Origin of the sequence: Massilia haematophila (genome assembly GCF_042647645.1) — a bacterium.
GTDB classification, from domain to species: domain Bacteria; phylum Pseudomonadota; class Gammaproteobacteria; order Burkholderiales; family Burkholderiaceae_D; genus Telluria; species Telluria haematophila.
This window is the reverse complement of sequence record NZ_JBHRVV010000001.1, coordinates 1,798,392-1,825,018: the sequence shown is the minus strand read 5'-3', so window position 1 is coordinate 1,825,018 and position 26,627 is coordinate 1,798,392. Positions and strand designations below refer to the sequence as shown.

Here is a 26,627-nt window from a genome sequence, read left to right as displayed (position 1 = left end):
GGTAAAATGCTCTGCAACGGTTTTGCATTGTGCTGCACGGCGCCCAGAATAACAAGAAAACACGCGCCCTCTGCCCAGCGCCTGCCCGACAGATTTCTATCATCAAGTAAGGGTGTTTTACCATGACTAACCTGTCTCAAGCAGCATCATTGAAGGAACCCGAACAGGGCAATGGTGTTTACGTTGCCTCGTTCGAGAACCTGCGCATGACCGATGTCGAATCGGTCGGCGGCAAGAACGCCTCGCTCGGCGAAATGATCAGCCAGCTCGCCGAAGCCGGCGTGCGCGTGCCGACCGGCTTTGCCACCACGGCCCAGGCCTTCCGTGACTTCCTCGGCCATTCGATCGACGGTGGCCCGTCGCTTGCCGACCGCATCGCGACCCGCCTGGAAGGCCTGGACATCGACGACGTGCGCTCGCTCGCCGCCGCCGGCCAGGAAATCCGCCAGTGGATCGTCGACACCCCGTTCCAGCCGCGCCTGGAACAGGAAATCCGTTCCTACTACGAGCGCCTGGTCGCCGACTCGGAAACGGAAATGTCCTTCGCCGTGCGCTCCTCGGCCACCGCCGAAGACTTGCCGGACGCCTCCTTCGCAGGCCAGCAGGAGACCTTCCTGAACGTGGTCGGCATCGACAACATCCTGGAAGCGATGAAGCACGTCTTCGCTTCGCTCTACAACGACCGCGCGATTTCCTACCGCGTCCATAAAGGCTTCACCCACGCCGAGGTCGCGCTGTCGGCCGGCGTGCAGCGCATGGTCCGCTCCGACACCGGCGCGGCCGGCGTCATGTTCACCATCGACACCGAATCGGGCTTCAAGGACGTGGTCTTCATCACCTCCAGCTACGGCCTGGGCGAGACCGTGGTGCAGGGCGCGGTCAACCCGGACGAGTTCTACGTCCACAAGCCGATGCTCGAGCAGGGCAAGTCGCCCGTCATCCGCCGCAACATCGGCTCGAAACTGATCAAGATGGAATTCACCGAGGAGGCGAAAGCCGGCCGGTCGGTGCGCACCGTCGATGTGCCGATCGAGCTGCGCAACCGCTACTCGCTGACCGACGCGGAAGTGGTCGAGCTGGCGAAGTACGCCGTCATCATCGAAAACCACTACGGCCGTCCGATGGACATCGAGTGGGGCAAGGACGGCCGCGACGGCAAGCTCTACATCCTGCAGGCGCGTCCGGAAACCGTGAAATCCCAGCAGAAGGCGACCGACGCCCAGCAGCGTTTCTCGCTGAAGGGCACCGGCACCGTGTTGACCTCGGGCCGCGCGATCGGCCAGAAGATCGGCGCCGGCCCGGTGCGCGTGATCACCGACCCGTCGGAGATGGAACGCGTGCAGCCGGGCGACGTGCTGGTGGCCGACATGACCGACCCGAACTGGGAACCGGTCATGAAGCGCGCCTCGGCCATCGTCACCAACCGCGGCGGCCGCACCTGCCACGCGGCCATCATCGCCCGTGAACTGGGCGTGCCGGCGGTCGTCGGCTGCGGCGACGCCACCGAGGTGCTGAAGGACGGCACTTTTGTGACCGTCTCCTGCGCCGAAGGCGACGAGGGCAAGATCTACGACGGCCTGCTGGAAACGGAAGTGACCGAAGTCTCGCGCGGCGAACTGCCGCCGCTCAAGACCAAGATCATGCTCAACGTCGGCAACCCGCAGCTGGCCTTCGACTTCCAGTCGGTGCCGAACGGCGGCGTCGGCCTGGCCCGCCTCGAGTTCATCATCAACAACAACATCGGCGTGCACCCGAAGGCCATCCTCGAGTACCCGAACATCGATGCCGACCTGAAGAAGGCGGTCGAGTCGGTCGCGCGCGGCCATGCCTCGCCGAAGGCGTTCTATGTCGACAAGCTGGCCGAAGGCGTGGCCACCATTGCCGCCGCCTTCTGGCCGAAGCCGGTCATCGTGCGCCTGTCCGACTTCAAGTCGAACGAGTACAAGAAGCTGATCGGCGGTTCGCGCTACGAGCCGGACGAGGAAAACCCGATGCTGGGCTTCCGCGGCGCCGCGCGCTACCTGGCCGAGGACTTCGCCGAATCCTTCGAGATGGAATGCCTGGCCATGAAGCGCGTGCGCGAGGAAATGGGCCTGACCAACGTCGAGCTGATGATCCCGTTCGTGCGTACCCTGGGCCAGGCCGAGAAGGTCATCGAGCTGCTGGCCAAGTACGGCCTGAAGCGCGGCGAGAACGGTCTGCGCGTCATCATGATGTGTGAAGTGCCGTCGAACGCGATCCTGGCCGAGCAGTTCCTGCAGTATTTCGACGGCTTCTCGATCGGCTCGAACGACCTGACCCAGCTCACCCTGGGCCTAGACCGCGACTCCGGCATGGAGCTGCTGGCCAAGGACTTCGACGAGCGCGACCCGGCGGTGAAAGCCATGCTGAGCCTCGCCATCAAGGCCTGCCGCGCCCAGGGCAAGTACATCGGCATCTGCGGCCAGGGTCCGTCGGACAACCCGGACTTCGCGGTCTGGCTGATGGAGCAGGGTATCGAATCGATGTCGCTCAATCCTGACTCGGTGGTCGAGACCTGGCAGAAGCTGGCGTCGATGTAAGCTGTAACGATCCAAACAAAAACCCGTCGGCCTCGCGGTCGACGGGTTTTTTATTTTTCTTTCCTTGCATGGCGGCGCACACCGTCATGCGGGCCTTGCATTAGATGTGACGGCAGTCCATCAGGCACTGGCGCTCCACCAGCAGGCAGTTATTGCCGGCGGCCTCGGTTTCGCAGTTCGTTCGTTCGAACGCGCAATACTCGCGGCATGCAAGGTCATCCATATGGGTCGCGCCGGCGCTTGCGGCCAGGCCGAGGCTGAACAGGAACAGTGCAACTTTTCGGTTCATTTTGTCTCCGGTGATTAATCGTGCGAATCGGCGATTCGCTCCTTGTATTGATCAGATGACGATCGACCCAAAGCGGGTTGATTGTTAAAAGCCATCACTTGATGTGTAACGACCTTATCACAAGAGAAAACCGAAAACATCTTGCAGTGCATTAATTCCAGGGTTTTTGGTGCGAAATACGGGATTTTATTCATTGCGCATAAGCGCGCGCGGCAGTCGTCCGTCTGGCAGGGCGAAAGAGTCCGGAAATCCGCTTATCGAGGGCTTCAATTTCAAACAACCGCCGGCCTGTTCTCCAGCGGATGGGTCATGGCCTCGCTGGCCTGCTCGATCACGGGTTGACGCACTTTCCGTAACATCTGCGCTCGTCGATCTCGTATCCGGTGCGGCATTCCTTGCACGATTTTATTCGGCCGGCATAAATACGGGCTTATCCCTCGGCTTACCTGTCGATCGCACCCTCCATTCCATGCCGCGATAAATCGGTTGACGCGGCCTTGGAGATCGTGAGATTTTGAACGCCCTTCGTCGTCCCGATATGGCGGCGGGTTTTTTTCAGTATGAGAGGGGAATTGAAATGAAACGTTTGTTGAGCGCCGTGGCCCTGCTTGGTGTCGTCATGTCGGGCGCCGCGTGGGCGCAGGATGCCGCATTCTGCAAGGCCGAGTGCGATACCGCCAGGACCCAGTGCACGGCCAATATCGCCAAGGCCTCCGGCGACGACGCCGTCCTGCTGTTGAAGCGCGAGGAAACGAACCACCTGGCGCGTACCGCGCAGGGCGCCGTGACCTCGAGCGGCAACCTGGCCCTGGAACGCAGCGGCCAGCAGAATCGCCGCGCCCAGCAGCTGGGCATCTGCGACGACAAATACCAACGCTGCACGCGCGCCTGCAGCGGCGCGGACAACAGCGGCTCGCCCATCATCCGCAAGCGCGCCAACGCGGGCTGAACGCGCCGACCCGGGTACGGATGGTTCCCGGGGCTCGCTCCAGTCGACGCATCCCTTGCGTAACAGACGTTGCCGATATGCCAATGCAGAGCGAAAGTCGGGGTACAATGGGGATGCGTTGTCAAACGTAAATGCGCTGGATCGGGTCTCCGGCGCTTTCCGCAATCCTTGAGAAACCGAAGCGACGACATGGACGATTGGGTGAACTGGATGGTTGGCGCGGGCATCCTGGTGGTGGCCGAGCTGTTTACGGGAACGTTTTATCTCCTGATGATGGCCATTGGCCTGGCCTGCGGCGGCATCGCCGCGCTGCTGGGCCTGTCGGGCCCGGCGCAGACCCTGATCGCGGCGGCGACCGGCCTGGTCGCGACCAGCATCCTGCACCGCAGCCGCTTCGGCCGCCCCGCGAAGACGCAGGCGACGCGCGACCAGAACGTCAACCTCGACATCGGCGGCCGCGTCACCGTGCATGCCTGGAACAACGGCCGTGCCCGCGTCATGTACCGCGGCGCGCTGTGGGACGTGGAGCTGGGCAATGGCGCCATTGCCGAGGCCGGCGATTTCCGGATCGTCGAAGTGCAGGGCAATCGCCTGATCGTGGCGAATTCATAACCAAAACTGATGCAAGTCACTCATCTATAAGGGATGCTCATGGAACTGTCTTTCGGTACGGTGGCGCTGGTCATCTTCATTATCGCCATGGTGTTCGTGATCAAGACCATCAACGTCGTGCCGCAGCAGCACGCCTGGGTGGTCGAGCGCCTCGGGAAGTTTCACGCGGTGCTGGCGCCGGGCCTGAACATCGTCGTGCCTTTCGTCGACCGCATCGCCTACAAGCACGTGCTGAAGGAAATCCCGCTGGACGTTCCGCCCCAGGTCTGCATCACGCGCGACAATACCCAGCTCCAGGTCGACGGCATCCTGTATTTCCAGGTCACCGACGCCATGCGCGCCTCCTACGGCTCGTCGAACTACATTCAGGCCATCACCCAGCTGGCCCAGACCACGCTGCGCTCGGTGATCGGCAAGATGGAGCTGGACAAGACTTTCGAAGAGCGCGACCACATCAACACCACCATCGTCAACGCCATCGACGAATCGGCCGCGAACTGGGGCGTGAAGGTGCTGCGCTACGAGATCAAGGACTTGACGCCGCCGGCCGAGATTCTGCACGCGATGCAGCGCCAGATCACCGCCGAGCGCGAAAAGCGCGCATTGATCGCGGCCTCCGAAGGCCGTCGCCAGGAGCAGATCAACATCGCCAGCGGCGAGCGCGAAGCGGCGATCGCCCGTTCCGAAGGCGAGCGCCAGGCCGCGATCAACCGCGCCCAGGGCGAGGCCAGCGCCATCGTCGCCCTGGCCGAGGCCAGCGCCGCCGCGCTGCGCCAGGTCGGCGCCGCGATCCGCGAACCGGGCGGCGAGGACGCGATGAACCTGCGCGTGGCCGAGCACTACGTCGACGCCTTCGGCAAGCTGGCCAAGACCAACAACTCGATCATCGTGCCGGCCAACCTCGGCGAGATGAGCGGCCTGATCGCCAGCGCGATGCAGATCGTGAAGGCGCAGAAGTGACCGCGGTGCCGGCACTCCGCGTGGTCGTGATCACCGGCGCCTCGGACGGCATCGGCGCCGAGATGGCGCGCCAGCTGGCCGCGCGCGAAGGGGCCGGGATCGCGCTGGTGCTGGCGGCGCGTAACGTGGCGCAGCTGGACCTGGTGGCGGCCGAATGCGCGGCCCACCAGGCGCAGGTGCTGGTAGTGCCGACCGATGTCTCGGTGCGCATCCAGTGCCGGCGGCTGGCGATCATGGCGGCCGAGCGCTTCGGCCGCATCGACGTGCTGGTGAATAACGCCGGGCGCTCGGCGCATGCGCTGTTCGAGGAAGTCGAGGACCTGGACTGGTACGAGGAGCTGATGCGGGTGAACCTGTGGGGCGCCATCTGGTGCACGCAGGCCGCGCTGCCGCACCTGAAGGCAAGCCGCGGCAGCATCGTCGCGGTGTCGTCGCTGGCGGGGTTGGTGGGGGTGCCGGGACGCACGGCCTACAGCGCCACCAAGTTCGCCATGACCGGCTTCTTCGAGGCGCTGCGCGCCGAACTGAAGGGCGCCGGCGTCAGCGTGACGACCGCCTATCCCGGCGTGGTCGCGACCCGGATCCGCTACCGCGGCTTCAACGCGCAAGGCGAGGAAGCCGGCGCCAGCGGGCTCAAGGAAGAGGGCGCGATGAGCGTCGAGGAATGCGCGCGCCTGATCATCGCCGGCATGGACGCGCGCACGCGCGAAGTGGTCATGACGGCCAAGGGCAAGCTCGGACGTTTCCTGAAACTGCTTGCTCCCGGCCTGGTCGAGAAGATGGCGCTGGCGGCGCTGGCCGACGAGCACCGGCCGCGCTGAGCGCAGGCAGCGAGCGAAGCACGATGAGCCAGCCGGGCGCCAGCACCCTCGACGTCGCAAAGGGATGGACGTGAGCGGGGAGGAGGCCGGCGCCGAGGGACTGGCGGCATTCATGCCGGCCTACGCGCCGTTGCTGCGCACGCGCGGCGCCGCGCTGGCCCTGCTGGCGCTGATGTTCGTGTCGACCCTGGTCGACGCGGCCGCCGAGGGTCACGACAACGCCGCGCTGCTGCTGTGGACCTTCGTGTCCGGTTTCTCGTCCAGCTTCCTGAGTTTCTACTGGTTCCGCCTGGACCGCGAACAGCGCGGCTGGCCGCGCTCGCGCTGGCTGAGCACCGCGGTCATCTTCCTCACGCCGCTCGCCATACCCTGGTACATCGCGCGCAGCCGGCCGCGTGGGCGCAAGCTGCGCGGCGTGCTGCGCTTCTTCGGCTACGTGCTGCTGGTGCTGCTGGCGTCGGCGCTGGGCGGGATGCTGGCGCTGCTGTTGTCGTAGGGGCGGCTCAGAAATCGATCGACCCCGACACCACCAGCGTGCGCGGCGCGCCGGCAACCAGGTAGCCGTAGCCCGGGTAGCCGCCCGCCGAGGCCCAGTAGTTCTTGTCGGTGACGTTGTCGATGCGCGCGCGCAGCGTGACGTCGCGGTCCATCAGGCGCGTGGTCCAGGTGGCGCCGATGTCCAGCCGTGCCCAGGACGGTACCTTCTGGGTGTTGGCGATGTCCGCGTACTGGCTCGAGGTATAGACGGTACGGGCATTGAGCGACAGGCCGGGCACGGTCGGGACGTCCCAGTCGGCGCTCAGGTTCACCTGGATTTCCGGGACGCCGATCGCCTCGTAGCCGTCCGTGGCGCCGCCCAGGGTGTTGCGCTGCTCGGTATCGAGCAGGGTGGCGCCGCCCAGCAGGCGCAGTCCCTTGGTGGGCAGGCCGAACACCGACAGCTCGACGCCGCGGTTGCGCTGTTCGCCGAAGGTGCCGAAGGTATTGTCCAGGATGTAGGCCTGCGGCTGGCCGGTCGTGAACAGGGCGATGCTGCCGCCCAGCTTGCCGCCGTCGACCTTCACGCCGACTTCCTTCTGGCGCGAGACGTAGGGCGCGAGCGGCATGTTGTCGTTGCTCAGGGGCGGAGCACCGAAGGGACTCGTGGCCACGCCACCCTGCTGCAGGGCCTCGATATAGTTCGCGTACAGCGACACGCCCTTTGCCGGCTTGTAGACCAGCCCGGCCACCGGGGTATTCACGCTCTTTTCGTAGCTTGCGCTCTTGGCGCCGCTCACGTAGTCGTAGCCATAATCCTTCAGCCGCTGGTGGCGCAGCCCGACCGTCAGCAACACCGTATCGTCCGCGAACGACAGGGTGTCGGCAATCGCCGCGCTCGACAGGATGGTCTTGCGGGTCAGCAGGGGATCGTTCATGTCGCCGCCGAAGTCCCAGGCGTCCGCCGGCGGCGCCGCCACGTCCACCGGGCGGTAGATGTTGGTCGACCAGCCGCCGAAGTCGCCCAGCGCATAGGCGTTCTTCGACTCCGAATGGAAGCCCGAGACGGTCGCCGACAGGCCGTGTTTCACGGAACCGGTGCGCAGCTCGGTGCGTGCGCCGATCTCGCCGGTCTTGACCTCGTCTTCGCGCACGTTGTCGAAGCGGGTCATGTTGGCGCTGCCGTCGACCGCCTTCACGGTGGCCGAGGCCAGGATGTTCGACTCGTCGCCCTTGCGCAGGCCGAGCGCGGCCCAGGCCACGCTGTTCGCGCCCAGGTCGACCTCGGCGCGCAGGGTGCCGAACACGTCGCGTTCCTTCGATTCGGTCCATGGCTGGGCCCAGTTGCTGCTCGCATCCGGCGCGGCGACGATCGGCAGGGTCGGGTCGACCGTCACGCTGGGGCGTGCGTTGAGCAGCTTGTGGTTCTGGTAGCCGGCGTCGGCCGAGACGCGGTAGCCGTCGCCGCGCCAGTCGGCGCCGATCGAGAACACGCTCAGCTCGCGCTCTTCGCGGTCGATCGCGGTCTCGCCGTCGCGGCGCACCGCGTTGATGCGCAGTCCGCCGCGGTTGTCCGGGCCGAAGCGGCGCGCGATGTCGGCCGCCGCATAGCCCTGGCCGCCGGATTCGACGCCCAGGGTGAGCTGGTTCAGCGGCGCGTTCGGGGCGCGCTTGGGCAGCAGGTTGATCATGCCGCCGATGCCGCCGCCGCCCGGCGCCGCGCCGTTGACGAAGCTGTTCGCGCCGCGGAAGACCTCGACCCGCTCCAGCAGCTCGGAAGCGACGAACTGGCGCGGCAGCAAGCCGTACAGGCCGTTGTAGGCCAGGTCGTCCGAGTTCACCGCGAAGCCGCGGATCACGTACAGCTCCTGGTAGTTGCCGAAGCCGCGGGCGACGCGCACCGAGGGGTCGTTCTGCACCACGTCGGCCACGCTGCGCGCCTGCTGGTCCTGGATCAGCGCATGCGTGTAGTTGGTGGTGTTGAAGGGCGCGTCCATGATGTCGACGTTGCCCAGCAGGCCAAGGCGGCCGCCGCGCGCGACCTGGCCGCCGGCGTAGTCCTTCGGCAGGCCCTGGCTGGATGCGTCGGCGGAGGCGGTGACGACCACGGTCTGGATCGGCGGCTCGCCGGTGGACTGCGCCGTTGCTTGATTCGTTGCCTGTTCTGCGGTCCCGGTTTGCGCGTGGGCCTGGCCGGCAAGGAGGAGGGCTGCGCCGAAGGCGAGGGGAGTGAGGCGGAAAGTCGAGTGGGTCATGTGCGGCGAAGTTGTTCGAAGTTGTTGTTAGATGAGAACGGTTCTCATTATTATGCGCGCAAAGCTTGCGGCTGTAAATGAGAACCATTATTATCTGCAGCTCGTCGTCTGTCTCGAACCACAATGTCCAATACATCCCTGCGCCGCTGGAGCTGGATCCACAAGTGGAGCAGCCTGGTCTGCACCGTCTTCATGCTCCTGCTGTGCCTGACCGGCCTGCCGCTGATCTTCCACCACGAGATCGGCCACCTGCTGGGCAACGACGTCGAGGCTCCGACCCTCGCGCCGGACCTGGCGGCGAATCCGCCGCGCGCCAACCTGGACGACGTCATCGCCGCCGGCAAGGCCCTGTACCCCGGCAAGATCATGATGTACATGTCGCAGGAAATCGACGAGCCGGCGATCTGGAACGTGACCCTGGGCGACCACCCGACCGACGAGCACTACAAGCCGATCGCGGTCGACGCGCGCACCGCGCAAGTCATCACCGAGCCGGCCTTCGAGGGCGGCGCCTTCATGTCGACCATGCTGCGCCTGCACGTCGACATGTTCGCCGGCCTGCCGGGCATGCTCTTCCTCGGTTTCATGGGCCTGCTGCTGATCGTGGCCATCGTCAGCGGCGTGGTGCTGTACGCGCCCTTCATGCGCAAGCTCGACTTCGGCACCGTGCGCGAAGGCAGGACGGAGCGCCTGAAATGGCTGGACCTGCACAACCTGCTCGGCATCGTCACCCTGACCTGGGCGCTGGTGGTCGGCGCCACCGGCGTAATCAATACCCTGGCCGACGTGCTGCTGAAGGTCTGGCAGGCCACCGAGATCGCGGCCATGCTCGAGCCCTACAAGAATGCGCAACCGCCGGTGCGGATGGCGCCGGTCGACGCCGCCGTGAAGACGGCCATGGCCGCCGAACCCGGCATGCAGGTCGCCTTTATCGCCTTCCCCGGCACGCCGTTCGCCAGCCCGCACCATTACGGCGTCTTCATGCGCGGCGACCAGGCGTTCTCGTCGCGCCTGTACAAGCCGGTGCTGATCGACGCCGAGAGCGGCGCCATCACCGACCACCGCGACCTGCCCTGGTACCTGACGGCGCTCCTGATCTCGCAGCCGCTGCACTTCGGCGACTACGGCGGCGGCTGGATGAAGTTCCTGTGGGCCCTGCTCGACATCGCGACCATCGTCGTCCTCGGCAGCGGCCTCTACCTGTGGATCAGGCGCGGCCGTAGCGCGAAAGCCGGCGCCAGGGCCGACAGCGAGGCCGATAACAAGGCGGCGCCCGCCGCCCAACCCGCGCTCGCGCGCAGCGGAGAATCGCGATGAACGGCCGTTTCATGGCGCTCTGGGGCATGCCCATCCTGCTCGGGATCCTGACCGTCATCGGCCTGGTCAGCGCCTTGCTGGGCGACGGCATCTGGGACACGGTCTCAGCCCTCGCCCTGGGCGCGCCGGTGGCAGTCGGCGCCTGGTTCAGCCTGCGCCGCAAGAAGCGGAGCGGCTGACCCGGGGCCAGGCGGGCCGAGGGCAGCGCGCCGAAGCGCCGGCGCTCCGGTCGGATCGTCCGGCACCGCTTAGGGCTTACTTTAGGGCTGACTGCTACGGCTTACTGTTGCTATTTCGAGAAGTTTGTCGAGAAGTTTGTGACGAGGGCATGAAATACCGCTCATCCGGGCGGTGTCCTGCGTTATAGTCGCTGTGTCAACGTATCGCCCCATGCCCGCCGCGCAGGTCCGTCGCGTCAGCAGGGTGCGGTCGACGACGCGTTGCTGTTCGCATTCTCTTGCCTGCACTGGTTTCGAGCATGACATCGACGATCCACACCTGGAGACAGCCTGGCTTGACGGGAACGCGCCGACCGCGGGCGTGGGTTGCCTGCCGTCTGTTCGCGTTCGCGCTGCTGGCATCGTCAACGTGTCCAGCGTCGGCGCAAACCCAAACCCAACCCCAAACCCAGGCGGCGGATGCGGGCTGGGCAGCGCTGCAGCAATCCTATTTTCCCGGCAGGCAGCTGGAGACCGCCGCTTTCGTGCGCCTGACTGCGCCGGCGCGCGCGCCCAGCGGCGAACAGGTTCCTTTCGCCTTCAGCATCGATCACCCGATGACTGAACAACGCTACATCAAGTCGGTGACCCTGATCGTCGACGGCAATCCCGTGCCGCTGACGGCGGTGTTCCACTTTACCCCGGACAGCGGCAAGGCCGAGATCGCGACCAGGATCCGTTTCGAGTCCGACTCCCCCGTGCACGTCGTGGCCGAAGCGAGCGACGGCAGGTTCTACGTGAATTCGGCGCTGGTGAAGGCGTCGGGCGGCTGCGGCGGTCCGGTGGCCGGTGACAACGCGGCGGCCATGGCCGCGGCCGGGAAAATGAAAATGGCGCTCGACGGTCCATTCCAGCGAGGCGCCGTCAACAAGGCCAGGCTCCTGGTCAAGCATCCGATGTACACCGGCCTGCAGCGCGACCTGGCGACGCATGGATTCCGGCCCGCCTTCTTCATCGACCGGATCGAAGTCAGCTACAACGGCAAGCCGGTGCTGAAGGCGGACACCTATATCGGCATCAGCGAGGACCCGTCGATCCAGTTCAGCTTCCTGGCGCGCGAACCCGGCGCCCTGCAGGTCCTCATCCGCGACAACGAAGGCGGACGCTTTCGCCATGCGCTGGATATCGGAACGTAGAGGCGGGGAGGCCGGATGCGGCGCCTGATCCTCGCGGCCTGGCTGGCGGCGTGCGCCTGCGCCCAGGCCGGCGCGGCGCCGCTGCAGGTGAGCCAGGTCGCCCCCGGCGTCTACGTGCACATCGGGCAGCACAAGGATATCGAGGACGGCTACGACGGCGATATCGCCAACATCGGCTTCGTGGTCGGGCAGGAAGCGGTGGCGGTCATCGACACCGGGGGCTCGTACGCCGTCGGCAAGGCCTTGCGCGAAGCGATACGGCAGATCACCCGGCTGCCGATCCGCTACGTGATCAATACCCACGTGCATCCCGATCACGTGTTCGGCAACGCCGCCTTTGTCGAGCCTGACCCTGACCCCTACCCGGACCCCGCCGCGCCGGCCGCGCCCCCGCGCCTGGTGGGGCACGCCATGCTGCCGCAGGCGATGCACGTGCGCAGCGCGACTTATCTGCGCAGCCTGGCGCGCGCGTTCGGCGCGCAGGCAGGGCAAAGCAGGCTGGTTCCGCCGGACCAGACGGTGGCGCGCCGGCTGACCCTGGACCTGGGCGGGCGCAAGCTGGAATTGACCGCCTGGCCGCGCGCCCATACGGACAACGACCTGACCGTGTTCGACGTCGCCAGCGGCACGCTGTGGACCGGCGACCTGCTCTTCGTCGAGCGCACCCCGTCCATCGACGGTGATGTCGCGGGCTGGCTCGCGGCCACCGGGGACCTGGCCAGGCTGCCCGCCGTCCGCACGGTTCCCGGGCACGGCCCGGTCGTCCGCGACAAGAACCGGGCCCTGGCCCGGCAGCGGGACTATTTAACGGTCCTGCTGCGCGACGTCAGGGCCAGCATCCGCGCCGGCAGCGACATGGCGGCGGCGATGGCGACGGCGGCGGCTTCCGAACGGGCGCGCTGGCAGCTCTTCGATGCCGTCAACCCGCGCAACGTCAGCGCGATCTACCCGGCCCTGGAATGGGAATAAGGAATGGGAGTAGCGAATGAGAGTCGAACATGCGCAGGCGTGACTTTCTCGGCCTGCCGCTGGGACTGGCCTTGCCGGCAGCTGCCGCCATGGCCGCGCGGCCTGCCGGGCGCGGGCGGGTCGTGGTCGTCGGCGCCGGCTTCGGCGGCGCGACCGCCGCCAAATACGTGCGCATCCTGGGCGGCGGGGACATCGATGTCACCCTGGTCGACCAGCACGCCGCCCTGGTCTCCTGCCCGGTCAGCAATCGGGTGCTGGCCGGCGAAAAGACGCTGGAGCAGCTGACGTTCGGCTACGACGCGCTGCGGCAGGCCCATGGCATCCGCTTCGTGCAGGGCCGCGTGACGGCGATCGATGCCGAGCGGCGCCGCATCGTGGTGGCCGGCAGTGGGCGTCCAGACGAGCGGCTGCCGTACGATCGGCTGATTGTCGCTCCCGGCATCGATTTCATCTACGACGCCTACCCGATGCCGGCCCGCGCGCAGCGGCAGATTCCCCATGCCTGGAAAGCCGGGCCGCAAACGCGCCTGCTCCGCCAGCAGCTGCTGGCCATGCCGAACGGCGGGGTGTTCACGATCGTGATCCCGCCGCAGCCGTATCGTTGTCCGCCCGCGCCCTACGAGCGTGCCTGCCAGGTGGCGTTCTACCTGAAAACGCACAAGCCGCGCTCGAAGGTGGTCGTGCTCGACGCCAACCCCGTGATCACCTCGAAACGCATCCTGTTCGAACGGGCCTGGCGCGACCTGTACCCGGGCATGGTCGAGTATGTGCCGGGCAGCGAAGTGCGGCAGGTCGAGCCGGCGACGAAGACCGTCAGGACCGTGTTCGACACGGTCCGGTCGGACGTGCTGAACCTGGTTCCGCCGCAGCGGGCAGGGCGGATCGCCCTCGACAGCGGCCTTGCCGATGCCGAGGGACGCTGGTGCGAGGTCGATTTCCTCAGCTATGCATCGAAGCGCCTGCCTGGCGTGCACGTCATCGGCGATGCGGTCGACTCCGGCCTGCCGAAGTCGGCCCACATGGCCAACGCCCAGGCCAAGGTCTGCGCGCGCGCCGTGGTGGCCCTGATGCGGGGCGAAGCGCTTGACCCGGCCCCGGCCTTCGACAACACCTGCTACAGCTTCGTCGACGACAGGCAGGCGATGCGCATCTCGACCCTGTACCGCTACGATCCGGCCAAGGCGAGCATGGAGGCGGTGGCCGCGGGGATCCTGTCGGACCATCCGTCGCTGCAGGAAGGCCGGGATGCCGACGCCTGGGCAAGGCGGGTCTGGACCGACGCGCTCGGCTAGCGGTTACGCCACGCTGCGCGTTCCGGGCCTGCGAAAGTTGTCGAAGGCTTAAGCATCTTTAAAGAAACTCCCCGTATAAAGTCGACATCGACCACATCGATCCACCACCTGCCTGGAGATTCGCATGAAGGACCTCATCCGCGCCAACAAGGGTTTCATCCTGTTCCTTTGCCTGTTCGGCGTGTTCCGAACGGCGGTCGCGGACTGGAACCCGATTCCATCTTCCTCGATGCGTCCGAACCTGCTGGAAGGCGACGTGGTCTTCGTGAATCGCCTGGCCTACGACCTGAAGGTCCCGCTGACCAACAACATCGTCACCCATACGGGCGAACCGCGGCGCGGCGACGTCGTCACGTTCGATTCGCCGCAGGACGGTACGCGCCTGATCAAGCGCCTGGTGGCGCTGCCCGGCGACGTGGTCGAGCTGCGCAACGAGCGCCTCGTCATCAACGGCCACGAGGCGCAGTGGGGCCCAGTCGAGCAGGTGGTCGAATCCTTCGGCGCGGCCGCCATCCCGGCGCTGCGCGTGCGCGAGCAGATCGATGGCCGCGCGCGCCAGGTCCAGTTCGTCCCGCAGATCAAGACGCCGGTGCGCAACTTCGGCCCGGTGACGGTGCCCGCCGGCCAGTACCTGATGCTGGGCGATAACCGCGACAACAGCGCCGACTCGCGCTACATCGGCTTCGTGCCGCGCGACCACCTGATCGGCCGTGCCGAACGGGTGCTGGTCTCGGCCGATACCCTCGGCAACTGGATGCCGCGTTTCGAACGCTTCGGCATGTCGCTGGGGGACTGAGCCGCGCTGCCGGAATTGGCATCAATTGGCAGAAAATAATTTCGAGAAGATAACTTTTAGCGGCAAGCTGGGTTACAATGCCGCATGACCCTGCCAGGAGTAGGGGATTCGAATGGCGCAGCAACCGTTCCGGCCGCAAGGCCGCGGTCCATGCGCAGCCGGCTTATCGGTCGTGGTCCGGTAAGCCTTGCCTTACTGCCGGCCACGCTCGGGTGCCGCTCTGCGGCGGTCGCGGCGCAGCCGTTCGATCAAGTCCAATGCCGAGAGTTGCCGTGCCGCTCACCCACCTGTCCAGACCTGGCCCGTCCATCGACCGCCATCGCGCCGAATTCGCGGACCCCGCACTCGAAGAGCGTTTCCTCCAGCACATGCTGCCGGAGCGTAACGCGCAACTGAAGGCCAGCATGCTGTTCTCGGCGGCTTTCTTCGTCGTGTTCGGGGTGACCGATATCGCGACGCTCGGCCCGACGTTCACCGCCTGGGTGCTGGTCGGCCTGCGCGTGGCGGTGGCGCTGGGCGCGCTGGGCGCCTGCGCCGGGATTGCCGCCCACCCCGATTCGGTGGCGCTGTCGGTGCGCGCCACCTGCTGGGTCCTGGTCGCTGGGCTCGCGGTGTTCACGGCGGTGTGCTGGTTCCAACCGGATTCGATGGCGTGGAACCTGATGTCGCTGTCCGTGATCGTCATGGCCGTGTATATCGTGTTTCCGAACCGCTTCCTGTATGCGGTGGCGATCGGCGTCGGCGCCAGCGTGGTATTTGCCGCGATGCTGCTGGTGCAGGGCCGCCTCACGGGGGACGACATGGTGGCCCTGGTCCTGCTGCTCGCTCTCGGCAATGGCCACGGCTATATCGCCGCGCGGCGCCTGCAGCTCGCCCAGCGCGAGCAGTTTCGCTCGACCCTGCTGCTGCAGGAGCTGGCCGACCGCGATCCCCTGACCGGTTGCCTGAACCGGCGCGTGCTCCAGGAAGGCATGCTGGACGCGGAGCTGGCCCGTGCCCGCCGCTACGGCAGCGCCTTGTCGGTAATCCTGTGCGACATCGACCATTTCAAGCGCATCAACGATACCCATGGCCACGCGGCCGGCGACCAGGTGCTGTGCGCCTTCGCCGCCTTGCTGCGCACGATGACGCGCGAGACCGTCGACAGCGTCATCCGCTACGGCGGCGAGGAGTTCCTGGTGGTCCTGCCGCAGACCGAACTGGCGGGGGCGCAGGCGCTGGCCGAGCGCATCCGCGACGCCTTTGCCAGGGCATCCTGTCCGCTCCCGGGCGGCGCCCGCGTGCGCGCGACGGCGAGCTTCGGCGTGGCCTGCGCGCCCGCGCTGCATCCGCATCCGCCGGCGCGCTTCGAGGACTTGATCGGCGCCGCCGATGCCGAGCTGTACGCCGTCAAGCGCGGCGGGCGCAATGGCGTGCGCGGCAGGATCGTGGCGGACCCGCCCGCGCTGCAGCGTTCCAGCGCCTGAAACCAGGGCTCGGACTTGCGTTGGCGGAAATATCTGTACAATCGCGGACCGCGCCGCTCTCGGCGGCGCACCACGTTTCCAGAAAGCCTACCCGATGTACCGCACACTGACCGTCATCCTGGCCTGCCTCGGCATGGTCGGGGCGCTCGCGATCGACACCTACCTGCCGTCCATGCCCGCCATCGGGCGCGAGTTCGGCGTCGGCCCGGTCGCCGTCCAGCAGACGCTGAGCGTCTTCCTGTTTACCTTCGCCTTCATGATGCTGTTCTACGGCACGCTCTCCGATTCCTTCGGGCGGCGCCGCGTGATCCTGGGCGCCCTCGCGCTCTACACCGTCGGCTCGATCGGCGCCGCGCTGGCGCCCAGCTTCGGCGTGCTGCTGGCCTGCCGCGCGCTGCAGGGCCTGTCGGCCGGCGCCGGCTCGGTGATCGGCCAGGCCATCGTACAGGACCGCCTGAAGGGCGCCGAAGCGCAAAAGATGATGTCGAACATCATGATGGTGTTCGGCCTGGCGCCGGCCATCGCGCCCATCCTCGGCGGCTGGCTGCACGTGCACTTCGGCTGGCGCGCGACCTTCGTGTTCCTGGCCGTGTTCGGCGCCGCCCTGATCCTGCTCTGCCTGAAACTGCTGCCCGAGAGCCTCCCGGCCGAGAAACGCCAGCCCTTCCATCCCGGCACCATCGCGCGCAACTACGGCAAGGTGCTGCGCCATCCGCAATTCCTGCTGATGTCGCTGTCGGTGGGCCTGGCCTTTGGCGGCCTGTCGCTGTACATCGGCTCGGCCGCGAACTTCGTGATGGAGATCCTCGGCCTGCCGGAGACGGCCTTTGCCTGGATGTTCATTCCGCTGATCGGCGGCATGGTGCTGGGTTCGGGCTGGGGCGGCAAGCGCGCCGCTAGAATGGCGCCGGCGAAGCTGAAATGGATCGGCTTCGGCATCATGGCGCTGGCGGCCGTGCTGAACATCGGCTACAACGCGCTGTTCCCGGCGGCCGTGCCCTGGGCCGTGCTTCCGCTCGGGATCTATACCTTCGGCCTGGCCGTGGCGATGCCGGCGATCCAGATGACGGCGCTGGCGCTGTTCCCGGACAACCGCGGCCTGGCCTCGTCGATGCTCGGCTTCATCCAGATGATGTCGTTCGCGCTGGTGTCGGGACTGGTGGCGCCGCTGCTGTTCGAGAGCGCCTTCCTGCTGGCCTGCGGGGTGGGGGTGGGGCTGGTGCTCAGTTTCCTGGCGTGGCGGGGGAGCAAGCTGGCGTAAGCTGTGCGGTTCGTTCACCGCCAGTTGAACGCGTGGGCGGGAAACCCGCCCATCCTACATCCTGCATTGACCCGTAGGGTGGACGGCTCGTAATTCAGGCCCCCGGCCTGAATTACCCCACGCGTCGATAGTTTGAAATCGAACCGGCGCGACGGGCGAACCCGTCTTCGGTTGGCTGTGATCGATTACCGCCGATGCTGCTTCATCGCCGAATCCACCTCGCGCTTGGCGTCGCGGTCCTTCTCGGTGGCGCGCTTGTCGTGCTGCTTCTTGCCCTTGGCCAGGCCGATCTCGCACTTCACGCGGCCGCCCTTGAAGTGCAGGTTCAGCGGCACGAGCGTATAGCCCGAGCGCTCGACCTTGCCGACCAGCTTGTCGATCTCGGCGCGGTGCAGCATCAGCTTGCGGGTGCGCAGGGCTTCCGGGTGGCTGAAGGCGGAGGCGGTGCTCAGGGCGCTGATGTGGGCGCCGAACAGGAACAGCTCGTTGCCGCGCACGACGACATAGGCTTCCTTGATCTGGACCCGGCCTTCGCGGATCGCCTTGACTTCCCAACCTTCCAGCACGATGCCGGCCTCGTAGCGGTCCTCGATGAAGTAATCGAAAAATGCTTTCTTATTGTCAACAATGCTCATGAAATAGCGAAAATTCGCGGGTCGGTTAAACTACTGCTGTCGCGCTTGCAAAATGTAAAACGCGAGCGAAATGCAACTTATCCAACATCATAACAAACGGTTGACCAATGGCAGTAGTGCACAAATCAGTTTTCTTAGGCTATAGCGCCGAGCAGATGTTCGATCTGGTCGCGAAGGTGGAAGATTATCCGAAGTTCCTCCCGTGGTGCGGCGGCGTCAAGCTCATCGAGCGTACCGAGGACAAACTGGTCGCGAGCCTGGCCATCAACTTCCACGGCGTGAAGCAGAGCTTCACCACCGCCAACCACAACCTGCGTCCGACCCAGATGAAGATGCACCTGGTCGACGGCCCCTTCAAGATGCTGGAGGGGACCTGGAACTTCAAGGCCCTGCGCGCCGACGCCTGCAAGATCGACTTCGACCTGCATTACGAGTTCTCCAGCGTCCTGCTGGCGCAGCTGGTCGGCCCGGTGTTCGGCATGATCGCCAACAGCATGGTCGATTCCTTCTGCAAGCGCGCCGAGGCGGTGTATGGCTGAGGTCGGTGCCGAGTTGCTCCAGGTCTATGTCTGCTACGCGACGCCGCAGCGCGAGTTCCTGCGTCCGATGCGCGTCGAGCCGGGCACGACCATTGGCGGGGCGATCGAGCAGAGCGGGGTGCTGGTCGAGTTCCCGGACATTAACCTGGTGACCCAGCCGGTCGGCATCTACGCGAAGAAGAAAACCCTCGAGACCGTGCTGCGCGACCGCGACCGCATCGAGATCTACCGGCCCCTGATCGCCGATCCCAAGGAATCGCGCCGCAAGCGTGCCGCGAAGAAGGAAGGCGCGGCACAACGCCAGGCCTGACTTGGCGGGCGGCGGCGGTCGCTTCGCCTGCGGATGTCGGGAAATGTTCGTTATCGCATCGGGCAAACATGTAGTTGCAATGCCGCAACCAAGTAGTAATCTGTAGGTTATTTCTTGTTATCATGATGGGCTTCCTCTGGCGTCGGCATCGTTGCGCCGCCTTGCCCGCGACCGTGGGCGGCATCGCACCAGGGGCGGCTTTCCTTCGCGCGTATTCCGTTCCCGTTCCTGTTCCCGATGCTGAGTGCACTAAGTCTCTTGTTGGTTACCACCGCGTTCTCGGTGGTCATGTTGCTGGTGCTGTCCTCGCTCGCCGGCAGCAAGGTCGACGGCGTGCGCGAGTGGGGCCAGGCCAATGGGCTGGCGATCATCGGCCTGCTGCTGTTCGCCTCGCGCGGCGTGCTGCCCGACCTGCTGTCGATCGAAGTCGCCAACGCCCTCTACCTGGCGACGATCGCGCTGATGTACGCCGGCTTTCGCCGCTATTTCGGCAAGCCTGTGCCGCGCCGGCGCCTGCTGGCGGGCGGGGCGGCGACGCTGCTGCTGGTCGGCGTTTTCCACTACGGCCGGGATTCGCTGCCGCTGCGGGCAGTGGCCGTCTCCAGCTTCTACGCCTGCGTCTGCCTGGCGATTGCGGCGAGCGTGCCGTCCACGGCCGACCGCCGGCTGCGCTATCCGTTCATGTTCACCCGCATCGCGGCCCTGGTGCTCGGCATCATCCACATCGCGCGCGCCGCGTTCTACGCCGTCGAGAGCTACGCGCCGCTGAGCTTTCTCGACCCCGCGCTCTACAACCTGGTCTTCTTCGCCTTCGGCACCATGGCGCTGCCGGCCCTGACGCTGGGCGCGGTGATGATGGCGAATGCCCGCATGATCGCGGAAACCGCCTACGCCGCCGATCACGACCACCTGACCGGCGCGCACTCGCGCCGCGCCTTCCATGCCTTTGCCGAGCGCGAGCATGCGCGCGCGCGGCGCCACGGCGAACCCCTGGCGCTGCTGCTGGTCGACGTCGACCACTTCAAGCGCATCAACGACACCCACGGCCATGCCGTCGGCGACGAGGTCTTGCGCGAGCTGGTGCGGCAGACGCAGGAAGTGATCCGCAAGATCGACTATTGCGCGCGCCTGGGCGGCGAGGAGTTCGCCGTGCTGCTGCCCGAGACAGGCCCGGTCACAGCGCACGCGGTGGCCGAACGCCTGCGCGCGGCGCTCGACCGTTCGTTGCAGCGGCCGCCCCCGGCAGCGCCGGTGCCCTACACCGCCAGCATCGGCGTGGCCCAGCTGGAGCCGGGCGAGACGCTCGACGCCCTGACGGCGCGCGCCGACGCCGCCCTGTATGCCGCCAAGTCCGCCGGACGCAACACGGTGCGCCATGCGCCCTCGGCGGCCGCGGCCGCGGCCGGGCTGGCGGAGCGGGGCGAACAGGCGCAGGAATCCGGCGCCACCACTTCATGATCTTGATGTCGCCACGGCGGGCAGGGAAGGAAACCGCAACCGGCGCCGGCACTGCCGGCAGGCAAGAAGTATTTGCTGGAAACTCTGTTGATTTACGTTAATATGGCTGGTTTGTCGATCCGCTGCGGCAAGGGCCGGCGCTCCGTGCGCGCCTCGTGACCTGCGCCCCTCGGGAGACCTAAGTACTCACCCAAAAATAAATGTGTTTTTGGCTGCCATAACCGGCGCGGTGCTGCGTTGGCTCGCGCTTGCAGTGCTCGCACTGCGGCGCACTCGCCGCCTTGCACCGCATCCGGTTCTGTTTGCCAAAATTCACATTTATTTCCGGTCGAGTACTTAGCCACGGGCATGTCCCCCGGCCGTCAAGAAAGCGGTGCAGGCACGCTTTCGCTTTTCCGTTGCTCCCTCATGTTGAATGCCCTAAGTTTATTGCTGGTTACCACAGGCCTGTCGGTCGTCATGTTGTTCGTGCTGACCTCGCTGGCTGGCAGCAGGATCGCCGGCGTGCGCGAATGGGGGCAGGCCAACGGGCTCGCGGTGCTGGCGCTGCTGCTGGCCGCGGCGCGCGGCATCGTGCCCGATTTCCTGTCGATCGAGGTCGGCAACGGCCTGTTCCTGGTGGCGATCAGCCTGATGCTGGCCGGCTTCCGGCGCCATCTCGGCCTGGCGGTGCCGGTGCGTGCGATGGCGATCGGCGGCGCCCTGGCGCTGGCGGCCCTGGTCACCTTTCACTACGGCGTCGATTCGGTCCCGCTGCGCACCGTCTCGATGTCGATCTACCACGGCGCGGTCTGCTTCACGATCGGCTGGAGCATCCCCCTGGCCGTGGACGCCCGCCTGCGCTATTCCCACCTGTTCACGAAGGCGGTCGCCTTTGCCCTGGCGTTCGGCCACCTGGTGCGCGGCAGCGCCTATGCGCTCCAGGCGGAAGTGCCGCTGAGCTTTCTCGATCCGTCGACCCAGAACCTGGTGTTCTTTGCCCTCGGCACGCTGGCGCTGCCCGGCCTGACGCTGGGCGCGGTGATGATGGCGAACGCCAGGGTCATCGCCGAGACGGCCTACGCGGCCGACCACGACCACCTGACCGGCGCGCCCTCGCGCCGCGCCTTCTTCGCGCTCGCCGAACGCGAGCACGCGCGCGCTGGGCGCCGCGGCAGCAGGCTGGCCCTGCTGCTGGTCGACGTCGATCATTTCAAGCGCATCAACGACACCCACGGCCACGGCGTCGGCGACCAGGTGCTGCGCGACCTGGTGCGCCATGCCCAGGACGTGATCCGCAAGATCGATTATTGCGCCCGCCTCGGCGGCGAGGAATTCGCCGTGCTGCTGCCGGACGCCGACCGCGACACGGCGCTGGCCGTCGCCGAACGCCTGCGCGCCGCGCTCGACCGCTCGCTGCAGCTGGCGGCGCCGGCGATCCGTGTTTCCTATACCGTCAGTATCGGCGCCGCGCTGCTGGAAGAGGGCGAGACCTTCGCCAGCCTGATGACGCGGGCCGACACCGCCCTGTACGCGGCCAAGACGGCGGGACGGAACCGGGTGATGTGCGCGCCGCCAACGACACCGGGCCTGCACACGCAGGGCGCGGTCGGCGATCTCCAGGGCTGAAGGGCGTGGCGGTAAGGCGGATCAGCGGCACTCGGCCGCCATCGCATTCGCGCGGGCGCTGCGCTGGGCGCGCTCGGCGTCGCTGAGGTAGCGCTTCTGGCCGTCCAGGCCGACCTCGGCCACCCGGATGCCCGAGTCGTACATCAGCTTGGCCTTGCGCACCTCGACGCAATGCTCGGCCTTGGCCGCCGTCGCGCGCGCTTCCTCTTCCTGCTTGGCCTGCGCGTCCTGGCCTTCCTTCTGGCGCTTGCGGAAGTCGGCCTCGCGTTCGGCCGGCGTCGGCGCGCCCTTCGGCTTTTCCGCGGGTAGCGCCGGTGTGCCTGCCGGCGTTGGGGCAGGCATCCCCGGCGCCGCCTTGGCGGCGGGCGCGGCCGCCAGTTGCAGCGACACGGCGGGCAGGCCCGGCGCCTTCAGGATGCGCGACGGCGGCGTGCCCGGCGGCGGTGGCTGGTCGGAATAATGACGCGTGCCGTTCGGCGCGACCCAGACGAATTGCGCCTGGGCCAGGCCGGCGGCCAGGAGCAGGAGGACGCCAAGCGCCGGAGCAAGAGCGCGGCGCGCGGCAGGGAAGGGCAGGGTGGACGGCATAAAAATATTTCCTTACGTAACTATTCAGGATTTCGCCACGATTCCCCGGCAGTGTCAATCGCGGCCGCGGCGGGCGGCGCATTTTTTCGGCATCGTGCGACGCAAACCACAGGTTTCTGTATAATTCGCTTTTGCGCCTATAGGAAAATGCTATGCGTCTACTCCAAAAAGCACTCACGTTCGATGATGTGCTGCTCGTCCCGGCCTACTCCAATGTTCTTCCGGCCGACACTTCCCTTCGCACCAAGCTGACCCGGAATATCTCGCTGAATATCCCGCTGCTGTCCGCCGCGATGGATACCGTCACCGAAGCGCGGCTGGCGATTGCGATGGCCCAGGAAGGCGGCATCGGCATTGTCCACAAGAATCTCCGCCCGGCCGACCAGGCGCGCGAAGTCGCCCGTGTGAAGCGTTTCGAAGCCGGTGTGCTGCGCGACCCGATCACCGTCCCGCCGACGATGAAGATCCGCGACGTGATCGCCCTGCAGCACCAGCACGGTTTCTCGGGCTTCCCGGTGGTCGAGGGCAAGCAGGTGGTCGGCATCATCACCAACCGCGACCTGCGTTTCGAGCAGGACTTGGACGCGGAAACCCGCACCAAGATGACCCCGCGCGAGAAACTCGTGTACGTCAACGAGGAAGCGGACACCGAGGAAGCCAAGCGCCTGATGAACAAGCACCGCCTCGAGCGCGTGCTGGTGGTCAACGAAGCCTTCGAACTGCGCGGCCTGATCACCGTGAAGGACATCCTGAAGTCGCACGAGCACCCGTTCGCATCGAAAGACGCGCAGGGCAAGCTGATCGTCGGCGCGGCCGTCGGCGTAGGCGACAAGGACAAGGAACGCGTGGAACTGCTGGTGAAGGCCGGCGTGGACGTGCTGGTGGTCGACACCGCCCACGGCCATTCGCAAGGCATCCTCGACCGCGTGAAATGGATCAAGGACACCTACCCGCAGGTCGACGTCATCGGCGGCAACATCGCCACCGCCGCGGCAGCCAAGGCGCTGGTCGAAGCCGGCGCGGACGCGGTCAAGGTCGGCATCGGCCCAGGTTCCATCTGCACCACCCGTATCGTCGCCGGCGTCGGCGTGCCGCAGATCACCGCGATCTCGAACGTGGCCGAAGCGCTGGCCGGCACCGGCGTGCCCTGCATCGCCGACGGCGGCATCCGCTTCTCGGGCGACATCTCCAAGGCCCTCGCGGCAGGCGCATCGACCGTCATGATGGGCTCGATGTTTGCCGGCACCGAGGAAGCGCCGGGCGAAGTCATCCTCTACCAGGGCCGCAGCTACAAGTCCTACCGCGGCATGGGCTCGCTGGGCGCGATGGCCGAAGGCTCGGCCGACCGCTACTTCCAGGACGTGACCGCCAAGGCCGACAAGTTCGTGCCGGAAGGTATCGAAGGCCGCGTCGCCTACAAGGGCAGCGTGCTGGCGATCATCTACCAACTGGTCGGCGGCGTGCGCCAGTCGATGGGCTACTGCGGCTGCGCGACGATCGACGAACTGCGCGAAAAGGCGGAATTCGTCGAGATCACCTCCGCGGGCATGCGCGAGTCGCACGTCCACGACGTCCAGATCACCAAGGAAGCGCCGAACTACCGTTCGGAATAAGAAGCGGCCGGAAACGGCCGCTTTTGGTATTGGCCGCCGCATAGCGCGGCACCGCTTTTGTAGGGTGGGCTCTCGAGCCCACGCGGTCTCACCATGTGAACATCCGCGTCGCGCCGACTGACCACCCACCGACAAGATTTCTACTTTTTTGACTGCCTCAATGCACAGCAAAATCCTCATCCTCGACTTCGGCTCCCAGGTCACCCAACTGATCGCCCGCCGCGTCCGCGACGCCGGCGTGTTCTCCGAAGTCTTCCCCTACGACATCGGCGACGAGTTCGTGCGCAACTACGGCGCATCCGGCGTCATCCTGTCCGGCAGCCACAATTCCACCCTGGAAGGCGACTCGCCGCGCGCCCCGCAAGCCGTGTTCGAACTCGGCGTGCCGGTGCTGGGCATCTGCTACGGCATGCAGACCATGGCCGCCCAGCTCGGCGGCAAGGTCGAGAACGGTAAAGTCCGCGAATTCGGCTACGCCGAAGTGCGCGCCCGCGGCCACACCAGACTGCTGAACGGCATCAACGACTTCGTCACCGATGAAGGCCACGGCATGCTGAAGGTCTGGATGAGCCACGGCGACAAGGTCCTGGAAATGCCGGAAGGCTTCAAGCTGATGGGTTCGACGGACAGCTGCCCGGTCGCCGCCATGGCCGACGAGGAGCGCCGCTTCTACGCCCTGCAGTTCCACCCGGAAGTCACCCACACCACCCAGGGAGAAGCCATCATCGGCCGCTTCGTGCACGAGATTTGCGGCTGCAAGAGCGACTGGAACATGCCGGACTACATCGGCGAAGCCGTCGAGAAGATCCGCCAGCAGGTCGGCACGGACGAAGTCATCCTCGGCCTGTCCGGCGGCGTCGACTCCAGCGTGGCCGCGGCCCTGATCCACCGCGCCATCGGCGACCAGCTGACCTGCGTCTTCGTCGACCACGGCCTGCTGCGCAAGGACGAGGGCAAGATGGTCATGGACATGTTCTCGAAGAACCTCGGCGTGAAAGTGATCCGCATCGACGCCGAAGCCCAGTTCCTCGGTCACCTGGCCGGCGTCACCGATCCCGAGCAGAAGCGCAAGATCATCGGCCGCGAATTCGTCGAGGTCTTCCAGGTCGAAGCCGGCAAGCTGACCAATGCGAAATGGCTGGCGCAGGGCACGATCTACCCGGACGTGATCGAATCGGCCGGCAAGGGCAAGAAGGGCCAGACCATCAAGAGCCACCACAACGTGGGCGGCCTGCCGGAAACCCTGAACCTGAAACTGCTCGAGCCGCTGCGCGAACTGTTCAAGGACGAAGTGCGTAAACTCGGCGTGGCCCTCGGCCTGCCGCACAACATGGTGTATCGCCACCCGTTCCCGGGCCCGGGCCTGGGTGTGCGCATCCTCGGCGAAGTGAAGAAGGAATACGCCGACCTGCTGCGCGAAGCGGACGCCATCTTTATCGAAGAACTGCGCAACACCCCGTTCGAACTGCCGGCGGTGGCCGGCATCGATCCGGGCAAGGCGCCGGTCAACTGGTACGAAGCGACCAGCCAGGCCTTCGCCGTGTTCCTGCCGGTGAAATCGGTGGGCGTGATGGGCGACGGCCGCACCTACGAGTACGTCGTTGCGCTGCGCGCGGTGCAGACGCTCGACTTCATGACGGCGCAATGGGCGCATTTGCCGCACTCGCTGCTGGGCAAGGTGTCGAATCGCATCATCAACGAGGTGCGTGGGCTCAATCGCGTTGTCTACGATATCTCCGGGAAGCCGCCGGCGACGATTGAGTGGGAGTAACGGAGTTCTCCAAGGTAATCGATTCCTGATTGAAATCCAAAAGCCGTTGATCATTCGAGTGATTGATCGACGGCTTTTTCATTGTTTGCAGGGCCGATTCGCGCATGTCCAACTGGTGCCGGGCGCTGAATGCTGTCGACCCCGTCGATTATCAGCAGCGCACAAGCGCACGCATGATTTCTTCGTGTCTGACTGTAACAGCCGCTCAAGCGCTTGCCGCGCAACGCGCCAGGAAAGCCCCGAACAGCTCGCACAGCAGGGGGATGCAGGTATCGAGGCGGTGCTCGCCGGGCACCAGGTGCAGGGTGCAGCGCCGCAGTCGGGCAAAGCGGATCGCGTTCTCGCAAGGGATGACCTCGTCGTCCCAGCCGTGCACGATTTCGGCATGGGTGGCCAGTATGGCGGGGGCCTGGGTCGGATAGCCCGGCATGTAGAGGGCGGGGGCGAGCAGGAACACGCCGTGCGCATCGACCCAGGCCGATGCTTCGGCGGCGACCCAGCCGCCCATGCTCGAGCCTGCCAGTACCAGGGGCTGGTCCAGGCCGGTGCAGGCATCCCTCAACTGTTCCAGCCGCAGCGCCGGATCGACCGTATGCGAGTAGTCGAGGCTGGCGACGTCCCAGCCTTGCTGCCGCGCCACCTCGGCCAGCGCGACGATCTTGCTGCCGTTCGGGCCGCTTTCTTTCCCGTGCATGAAATGCACCAATCCCTTGCTCATTGCAGCGC

At 66.2% G+C, this 26,627-nt stretch carries 25 protein-coding genes; 20 read left to right on the top strand and 5 right to left on the bottom strand.

Annotated features, from left to right (window positions below; genetic code table 11):
* Positions 1-122 precede the first annotated feature (122 nt).
* Positions 123-2,561, top strand: a complete 2,439-nt coding sequence (gene ppsA, locus ACFOPH_RS08165; protein WP_312549605.1) for a phosphoenolpyruvate synthase — start codon at positions 123-125, stop codon at positions 2,559-2,561.
* Positions 2,562-2,661: 100 nt separating this feature from the next.
* On the opposite strand, the gene ACFOPH_RS08160 is transcribed toward ppsA, so the two are convergent.
* Positions 2,662-2,850, bottom strand: coding sequence for a hypothetical protein (locus ACFOPH_RS08160; RefSeq protein WP_312549604.1), 189 nt, complete (start codon positions 2,848-2,850; stop codon positions 2,662-2,664).
* 577 nt (positions 2,851-3,427) lie between these two features.
* Between ACFOPH_RS08160 and ACFOPH_RS08155 the strand changes: the two genes are divergently transcribed.
* The 5 genes from ACFOPH_RS08155 to ACFOPH_RS08135 all read left to right on the top strand — a co-directional run bounded on the left by ACFOPH_RS08155 (position 3,428) and on the right by ACFOPH_RS08135 (position 6,688).
* Positions 3,428-3,799, top strand: coding sequence for a hypothetical protein (locus ACFOPH_RS08155; protein WP_312549603.1), 372 nt, complete (start codon positions 3,428-3,430; stop codon positions 3,797-3,799).
* A gap of 189 nt (positions 3,800-3,988) precedes the next feature.
* Positions 3,989-4,411: an NfeD family protein gene (locus tag ACFOPH_RS08150; protein WP_312549602.1), complete on the top strand. Its 423-nt coding sequence runs from the start codon at positions 3,989-3,991 to the stop codon at positions 4,409-4,411.
* Between the two features lie 39 nt (positions 4,412-4,450).
* Positions 4,451-5,371: an SPFH domain-containing protein gene (locus ACFOPH_RS08145; RefSeq protein WP_312549601.1), complete on the top strand. Its 921-nt coding sequence runs from the start codon at positions 4,451-4,453 to the stop codon at positions 5,369-5,371.
* Positions 5,372-5,376: 5 nt separating this feature from the next.
* Complete coding sequence (locus ACFOPH_RS08140) at positions 5,377-6,192, top strand: SDR family oxidoreductase (protein WP_379734677.1); 816 nt, start codon at positions 5,377-5,379, stop codon at positions 6,190-6,192.
* 70 nt (positions 6,193-6,262) lie between these two features.
* On the top strand, positions 6,263-6,688 hold the full coding sequence (locus ACFOPH_RS08135; protein WP_379734675.1) for a hypothetical protein: 426 nt from the start codon (positions 6,263-6,265) through the stop codon (positions 6,686-6,688).
* Positions 6,689-6,695: 7 nt separating this feature from the next.
* Here ACFOPH_RS08135 and ACFOPH_RS08130 read toward each other — a convergent pair whose 3' ends face one another.
* The gene (locus ACFOPH_RS08130) at positions 6,696-8,924 is read right to left on the bottom strand and encodes a TonB-dependent receptor (RefSeq protein ID WP_312549597.1); all 2,229 of its coding nucleotides are present in this window, start codon (positions 8,922-8,924) and stop codon (positions 6,696-6,698) included.
* Between the two features lie 123 nt (positions 8,925-9,047).
* Between ACFOPH_RS08130 and ACFOPH_RS08125 the strand changes: the two genes are divergently transcribed.
* The 8 genes from ACFOPH_RS08125 (at position 9,048) to ACFOPH_RS08090 (ending at position 17,379) form a co-directional block, all read left to right on the top strand.
* Positions 9,048-10,241 carry a PepSY-associated TM helix domain-containing protein gene (locus tag ACFOPH_RS08125; RefSeq protein WP_379734673.1) on the top strand — a complete coding sequence of 398 codons (1,194 nt, stop codon included), beginning with the start codon at positions 9,048-9,050 and terminating at the stop codon, positions 10,239-10,241.
* Positions 10,238-10,420 (top strand): hypothetical protein, encoded by a 183-nt coding sequence (locus ACFOPH_RS08120; RefSeq protein WP_379734671.1) that lies wholly within the window; start codon positions 10,238-10,240, stop codon positions 10,418-10,420. Before ACFOPH_RS08125 ends, ACFOPH_RS08120 begins: the two co-directional genes overlap by 4 nt.
* Positions 10,421-10,719: 299 nt before the next feature.
* Positions 10,720-11,595: a quinoprotein dehydrogenase-associated SoxYZ-like carrier gene (locus ACFOPH_RS08115; protein WP_312549625.1), complete on the top strand. Its 876-nt coding sequence runs from the start codon at positions 10,720-10,722 to the stop codon at positions 11,593-11,595.
* A 15-nt stretch (positions 11,596-11,610) separates the two neighbouring features.
* Complete coding sequence (locus tag ACFOPH_RS08110; protein ID WP_379734669.1) at positions 11,611-12,564, top strand: quinoprotein relay system zinc metallohydrolase 2; 954 nt, start codon at positions 11,611-11,613, stop codon at positions 12,562-12,564.
* A gap of 29 nt (positions 12,565-12,593) precedes the next feature.
* The gene (locus ACFOPH_RS08105; protein WP_379734667.1) at positions 12,594-13,856 is read left to right on the top strand and encodes an FAD-dependent oxidoreductase; all 1,263 of its coding nucleotides are present in this window, start codon (positions 12,594-12,596) and stop codon (positions 13,854-13,856) included.
* 124 nt (positions 13,857-13,980) lie between these two features.
* Positions 13,981-14,652, top strand: coding sequence for a signal peptidase I (gene lepB / locus ACFOPH_RS08100; protein WP_312552742.1), 672 nt, complete (start codon positions 13,981-13,983; stop codon positions 14,650-14,652).
* 257 nt (positions 14,653-14,909) lie between these two features.
* Positions 14,910-16,118 carry a GGDEF domain-containing protein gene (locus tag ACFOPH_RS08095; protein WP_379734665.1) on the top strand — a complete coding sequence of 403 codons (1,209 nt, stop codon included), beginning with the start codon at positions 14,910-14,912 and terminating at the stop codon, positions 16,116-16,118.
* Between the two features lie 94 nt (positions 16,119-16,212).
* Positions 16,213-17,379: a multidrug effflux MFS transporter gene (locus ACFOPH_RS08090; protein ID WP_379734663.1), complete on the top strand. Its 1,167-nt coding sequence runs from the start codon at positions 16,213-16,215 to the stop codon at positions 17,377-17,379.
* Positions 17,380-17,564: 185 nt separating this feature from the next.
* Here ACFOPH_RS08090 and smpB read toward each other — a convergent pair whose 3' ends face one another.
* On the bottom strand, positions 17,565-18,014 hold the full coding sequence (gene smpB / locus ACFOPH_RS08085; RefSeq protein WP_312552748.1) for an SsrA-binding protein SmpB: 450 nt from the start codon (positions 18,012-18,014) through the stop codon (positions 17,565-17,567).
* Between the two features lie 107 nt (positions 18,015-18,121).
* Here smpB and ACFOPH_RS08080 point away from each other — a divergent pair, with 107 nt between their 5' ends.
* The 4 genes from ACFOPH_RS08080 to ACFOPH_RS08065 all read left to right on the top strand — a co-directional run bounded on the left by ACFOPH_RS08080 (position 18,122) and on the right by ACFOPH_RS08065 (position 21,929).
* Complete coding sequence (locus ACFOPH_RS08080; protein ID WP_312552750.1) at positions 18,122-18,553, top strand: type II toxin-antitoxin system RatA family toxin; 432 nt, start codon at positions 18,122-18,124, stop codon at positions 18,551-18,553.
* Complete coding sequence (locus tag ACFOPH_RS08075; RefSeq protein ID WP_312552752.1) at positions 18,546-18,863, top strand: RnfH family protein; 318 nt, start codon at positions 18,546-18,548, stop codon at positions 18,861-18,863. The genes ACFOPH_RS08080 and ACFOPH_RS08075 overlap by 8 nt, the downstream gene beginning before the upstream one ends.
* 258 nt (positions 18,864-19,121) lie before the next feature.
* A complete protein-coding gene (locus ACFOPH_RS08070) occupies positions 19,122-20,321 on the top strand; it encodes a GGDEF domain-containing protein (protein ID WP_379734660.1) in 1,200 nt (399 codons plus the stop codon).
* Positions 20,322-20,750: 429 nt separating this feature from the next.
* On the top strand, positions 20,751-21,929 hold the full coding sequence (locus ACFOPH_RS08065; protein WP_379734658.1) for a GGDEF domain-containing protein: 1,179 nt from the start codon (positions 20,751-20,753) through the stop codon (positions 21,927-21,929).
* A gap of 21 nt (positions 21,930-21,950) precedes the next feature.
* Here ACFOPH_RS08065 and ACFOPH_RS08060 read toward each other — a convergent pair whose 3' ends face one another.
* Positions 21,951-22,517 (bottom strand): DUF4124 domain-containing protein, encoded by a 567-nt coding sequence (locus ACFOPH_RS08060; protein ID WP_379734656.1) that lies wholly within the window; start codon positions 22,515-22,517, stop codon positions 21,951-21,953.
* A 152-nt stretch (positions 22,518-22,669) separates the two neighbouring features.
* Here ACFOPH_RS08060 and guaB point away from each other — a divergent pair, with 152 nt between their 5' ends.
* Positions 22,670-24,130 carry an IMP dehydrogenase gene (gene guaB / locus ACFOPH_RS08055; protein WP_379734654.1) on the top strand — a complete coding sequence of 487 codons (1,461 nt, stop codon included), beginning with the start codon at positions 22,670-22,672 and terminating at the stop codon, positions 24,128-24,130.
* A gap of 160 nt (positions 24,131-24,290) precedes the next feature.
* On the top strand, positions 24,291-25,901 hold the full coding sequence (guaA, locus tag ACFOPH_RS08050; RefSeq protein WP_379734652.1) for a glutamine-hydrolyzing GMP synthase: 1,611 nt from the start codon (positions 24,291-24,293) through the stop codon (positions 25,899-25,901).
* A gap of 205 nt (positions 25,902-26,106) precedes the next feature.
* Here the strand turns inward: guaA and ACFOPH_RS08045 are convergent, their stop codons facing one another.
* Positions 26,107-26,619 carry an alpha/beta hydrolase gene (locus tag ACFOPH_RS08045; protein WP_312550319.1) on the bottom strand — a complete coding sequence of 171 codons (513 nt, stop codon included), beginning with the start codon at positions 26,617-26,619 and terminating at the stop codon, positions 26,107-26,109.
* Positions 26,620-26,627: the final 8 nt, after the last annotated feature.

Coding starts and splice junctions, on each gene's coding strand:
- ACFOPH_RS08150 (WP_312549602.1), top strand. CDS start 3,989: ATGGACGATTGGGTGAACTGGATGGTTGGCGCGGGCATCCTGGTGGTG.
- ACFOPH_RS08110 (WP_379734669.1), top strand. CDS start 11,611: ATGCGGCGCCTGATCCTCGCGGCCTGGCTGGCGGCGTGCGCCTGCGCC.
- ACFOPH_RS08090 (WP_379734663.1), top strand. CDS start 16,213: ATGTACCGCACACTGACCGTCATCCTGGCCTGCCTCGGCATGGTCGGG.
- ACFOPH_RS08125 (WP_379734673.1), top strand. CDS start 9,048: ATGTCCAATACATCCCTGCGCCGCTGGAGCTGGATCCACAAGTGGAGC.
- ACFOPH_RS08095 (WP_379734665.1), top strand. CDS start 14,910: ATGCCGAGAGTTGCCGTGCCGCTCACCCACCTGTCCAGACCTGGCCCG.
- lepB (WP_312552742.1), top strand. CDS start 13,981: ATGAAGGACCTCATCCGCGCCAACAAGGGTTTCATCCTGTTCCTTTGC.
- guaB (WP_379734654.1), top strand. CDS start 22,670: ATGCGTCTACTCCAAAAAGCACTCACGTTCGATGATGTGCTGCTCGTC.
- ACFOPH_RS08115 (WP_312549625.1), top strand. CDS start 10,720: ATGACATCGACGATCCACACCTGGAGACAGCCTGGCTTGACGGGAACG.
- ACFOPH_RS08075 (WP_312552752.1), top strand. CDS start 18,546: ATGGCTGAGGTCGGTGCCGAGTTGCTCCAGGTCTATGTCTGCTACGCG.
- ACFOPH_RS08155 (WP_312549603.1), top strand. CDS start 3,428: ATGAAACGTTTGTTGAGCGCCGTGGCCCTGCTTGGTGTCGTCATGTCG.
- ACFOPH_RS08105 (WP_379734667.1), top strand. CDS start 12,594: ATGCGCAGGCGTGACTTTCTCGGCCTGCCGCTGGGACTGGCCTTGCCG.
- guaA (WP_379734652.1), top strand. CDS start 24,291: ATGCACAGCAAAATCCTCATCCTCGACTTCGGCTCCCAGGTCACCCAA.
- ACFOPH_RS08145 (WP_312549601.1), top strand. CDS start 4,451: ATGGAACTGTCTTTCGGTACGGTGGCGCTGGTCATCTTCATTATCGCC.
- ppsA (WP_312549605.1), top strand. CDS start 123: ATGACTAACCTGTCTCAAGCAGCATCATTGAAGGAACCCGAACAGGGC.
- ACFOPH_RS08060 (WP_379734656.1), bottom strand. CDS start 22,517: ATGCCGTCCACCCTGCCCTTCCCTGCCGCGCGCCGCGCTCTTGCTCCG.
- ACFOPH_RS08120 (WP_379734671.1), top strand. CDS start 10,238: ATGAACGGCCGTTTCATGGCGCTCTGGGGCATGCCCATCCTGCTCGGG.
- ACFOPH_RS08160 (WP_312549604.1), bottom strand. CDS start 2,850: ATGAACCGAAAAGTTGCACTGTTCCTGTTCAGCCTCGGCCTGGCCGCA.
- ACFOPH_RS08080 (WP_312552750.1), top strand. CDS start 18,122: ATGGCAGTAGTGCACAAATCAGTTTTCTTAGGCTATAGCGCCGAGCAG.
- ACFOPH_RS08045 (WP_312550319.1), bottom strand. CDS start 26,619: ATGAGCAAGGGATTGGTGCATTTCATGCACGGGAAAGAAAGCGGCCCG.
- ACFOPH_RS08130 (WP_312549597.1), bottom strand. CDS start 8,924: ATGACCCACTCGACTTTCCGCCTCACTCCCCTCGCCTTCGGCGCAGCC.
- smpB (WP_312552748.1), bottom strand. CDS start 18,014: ATGAGCATTGTTGACAATAAGAAAGCATTTTTCGATTACTTCATCGAG.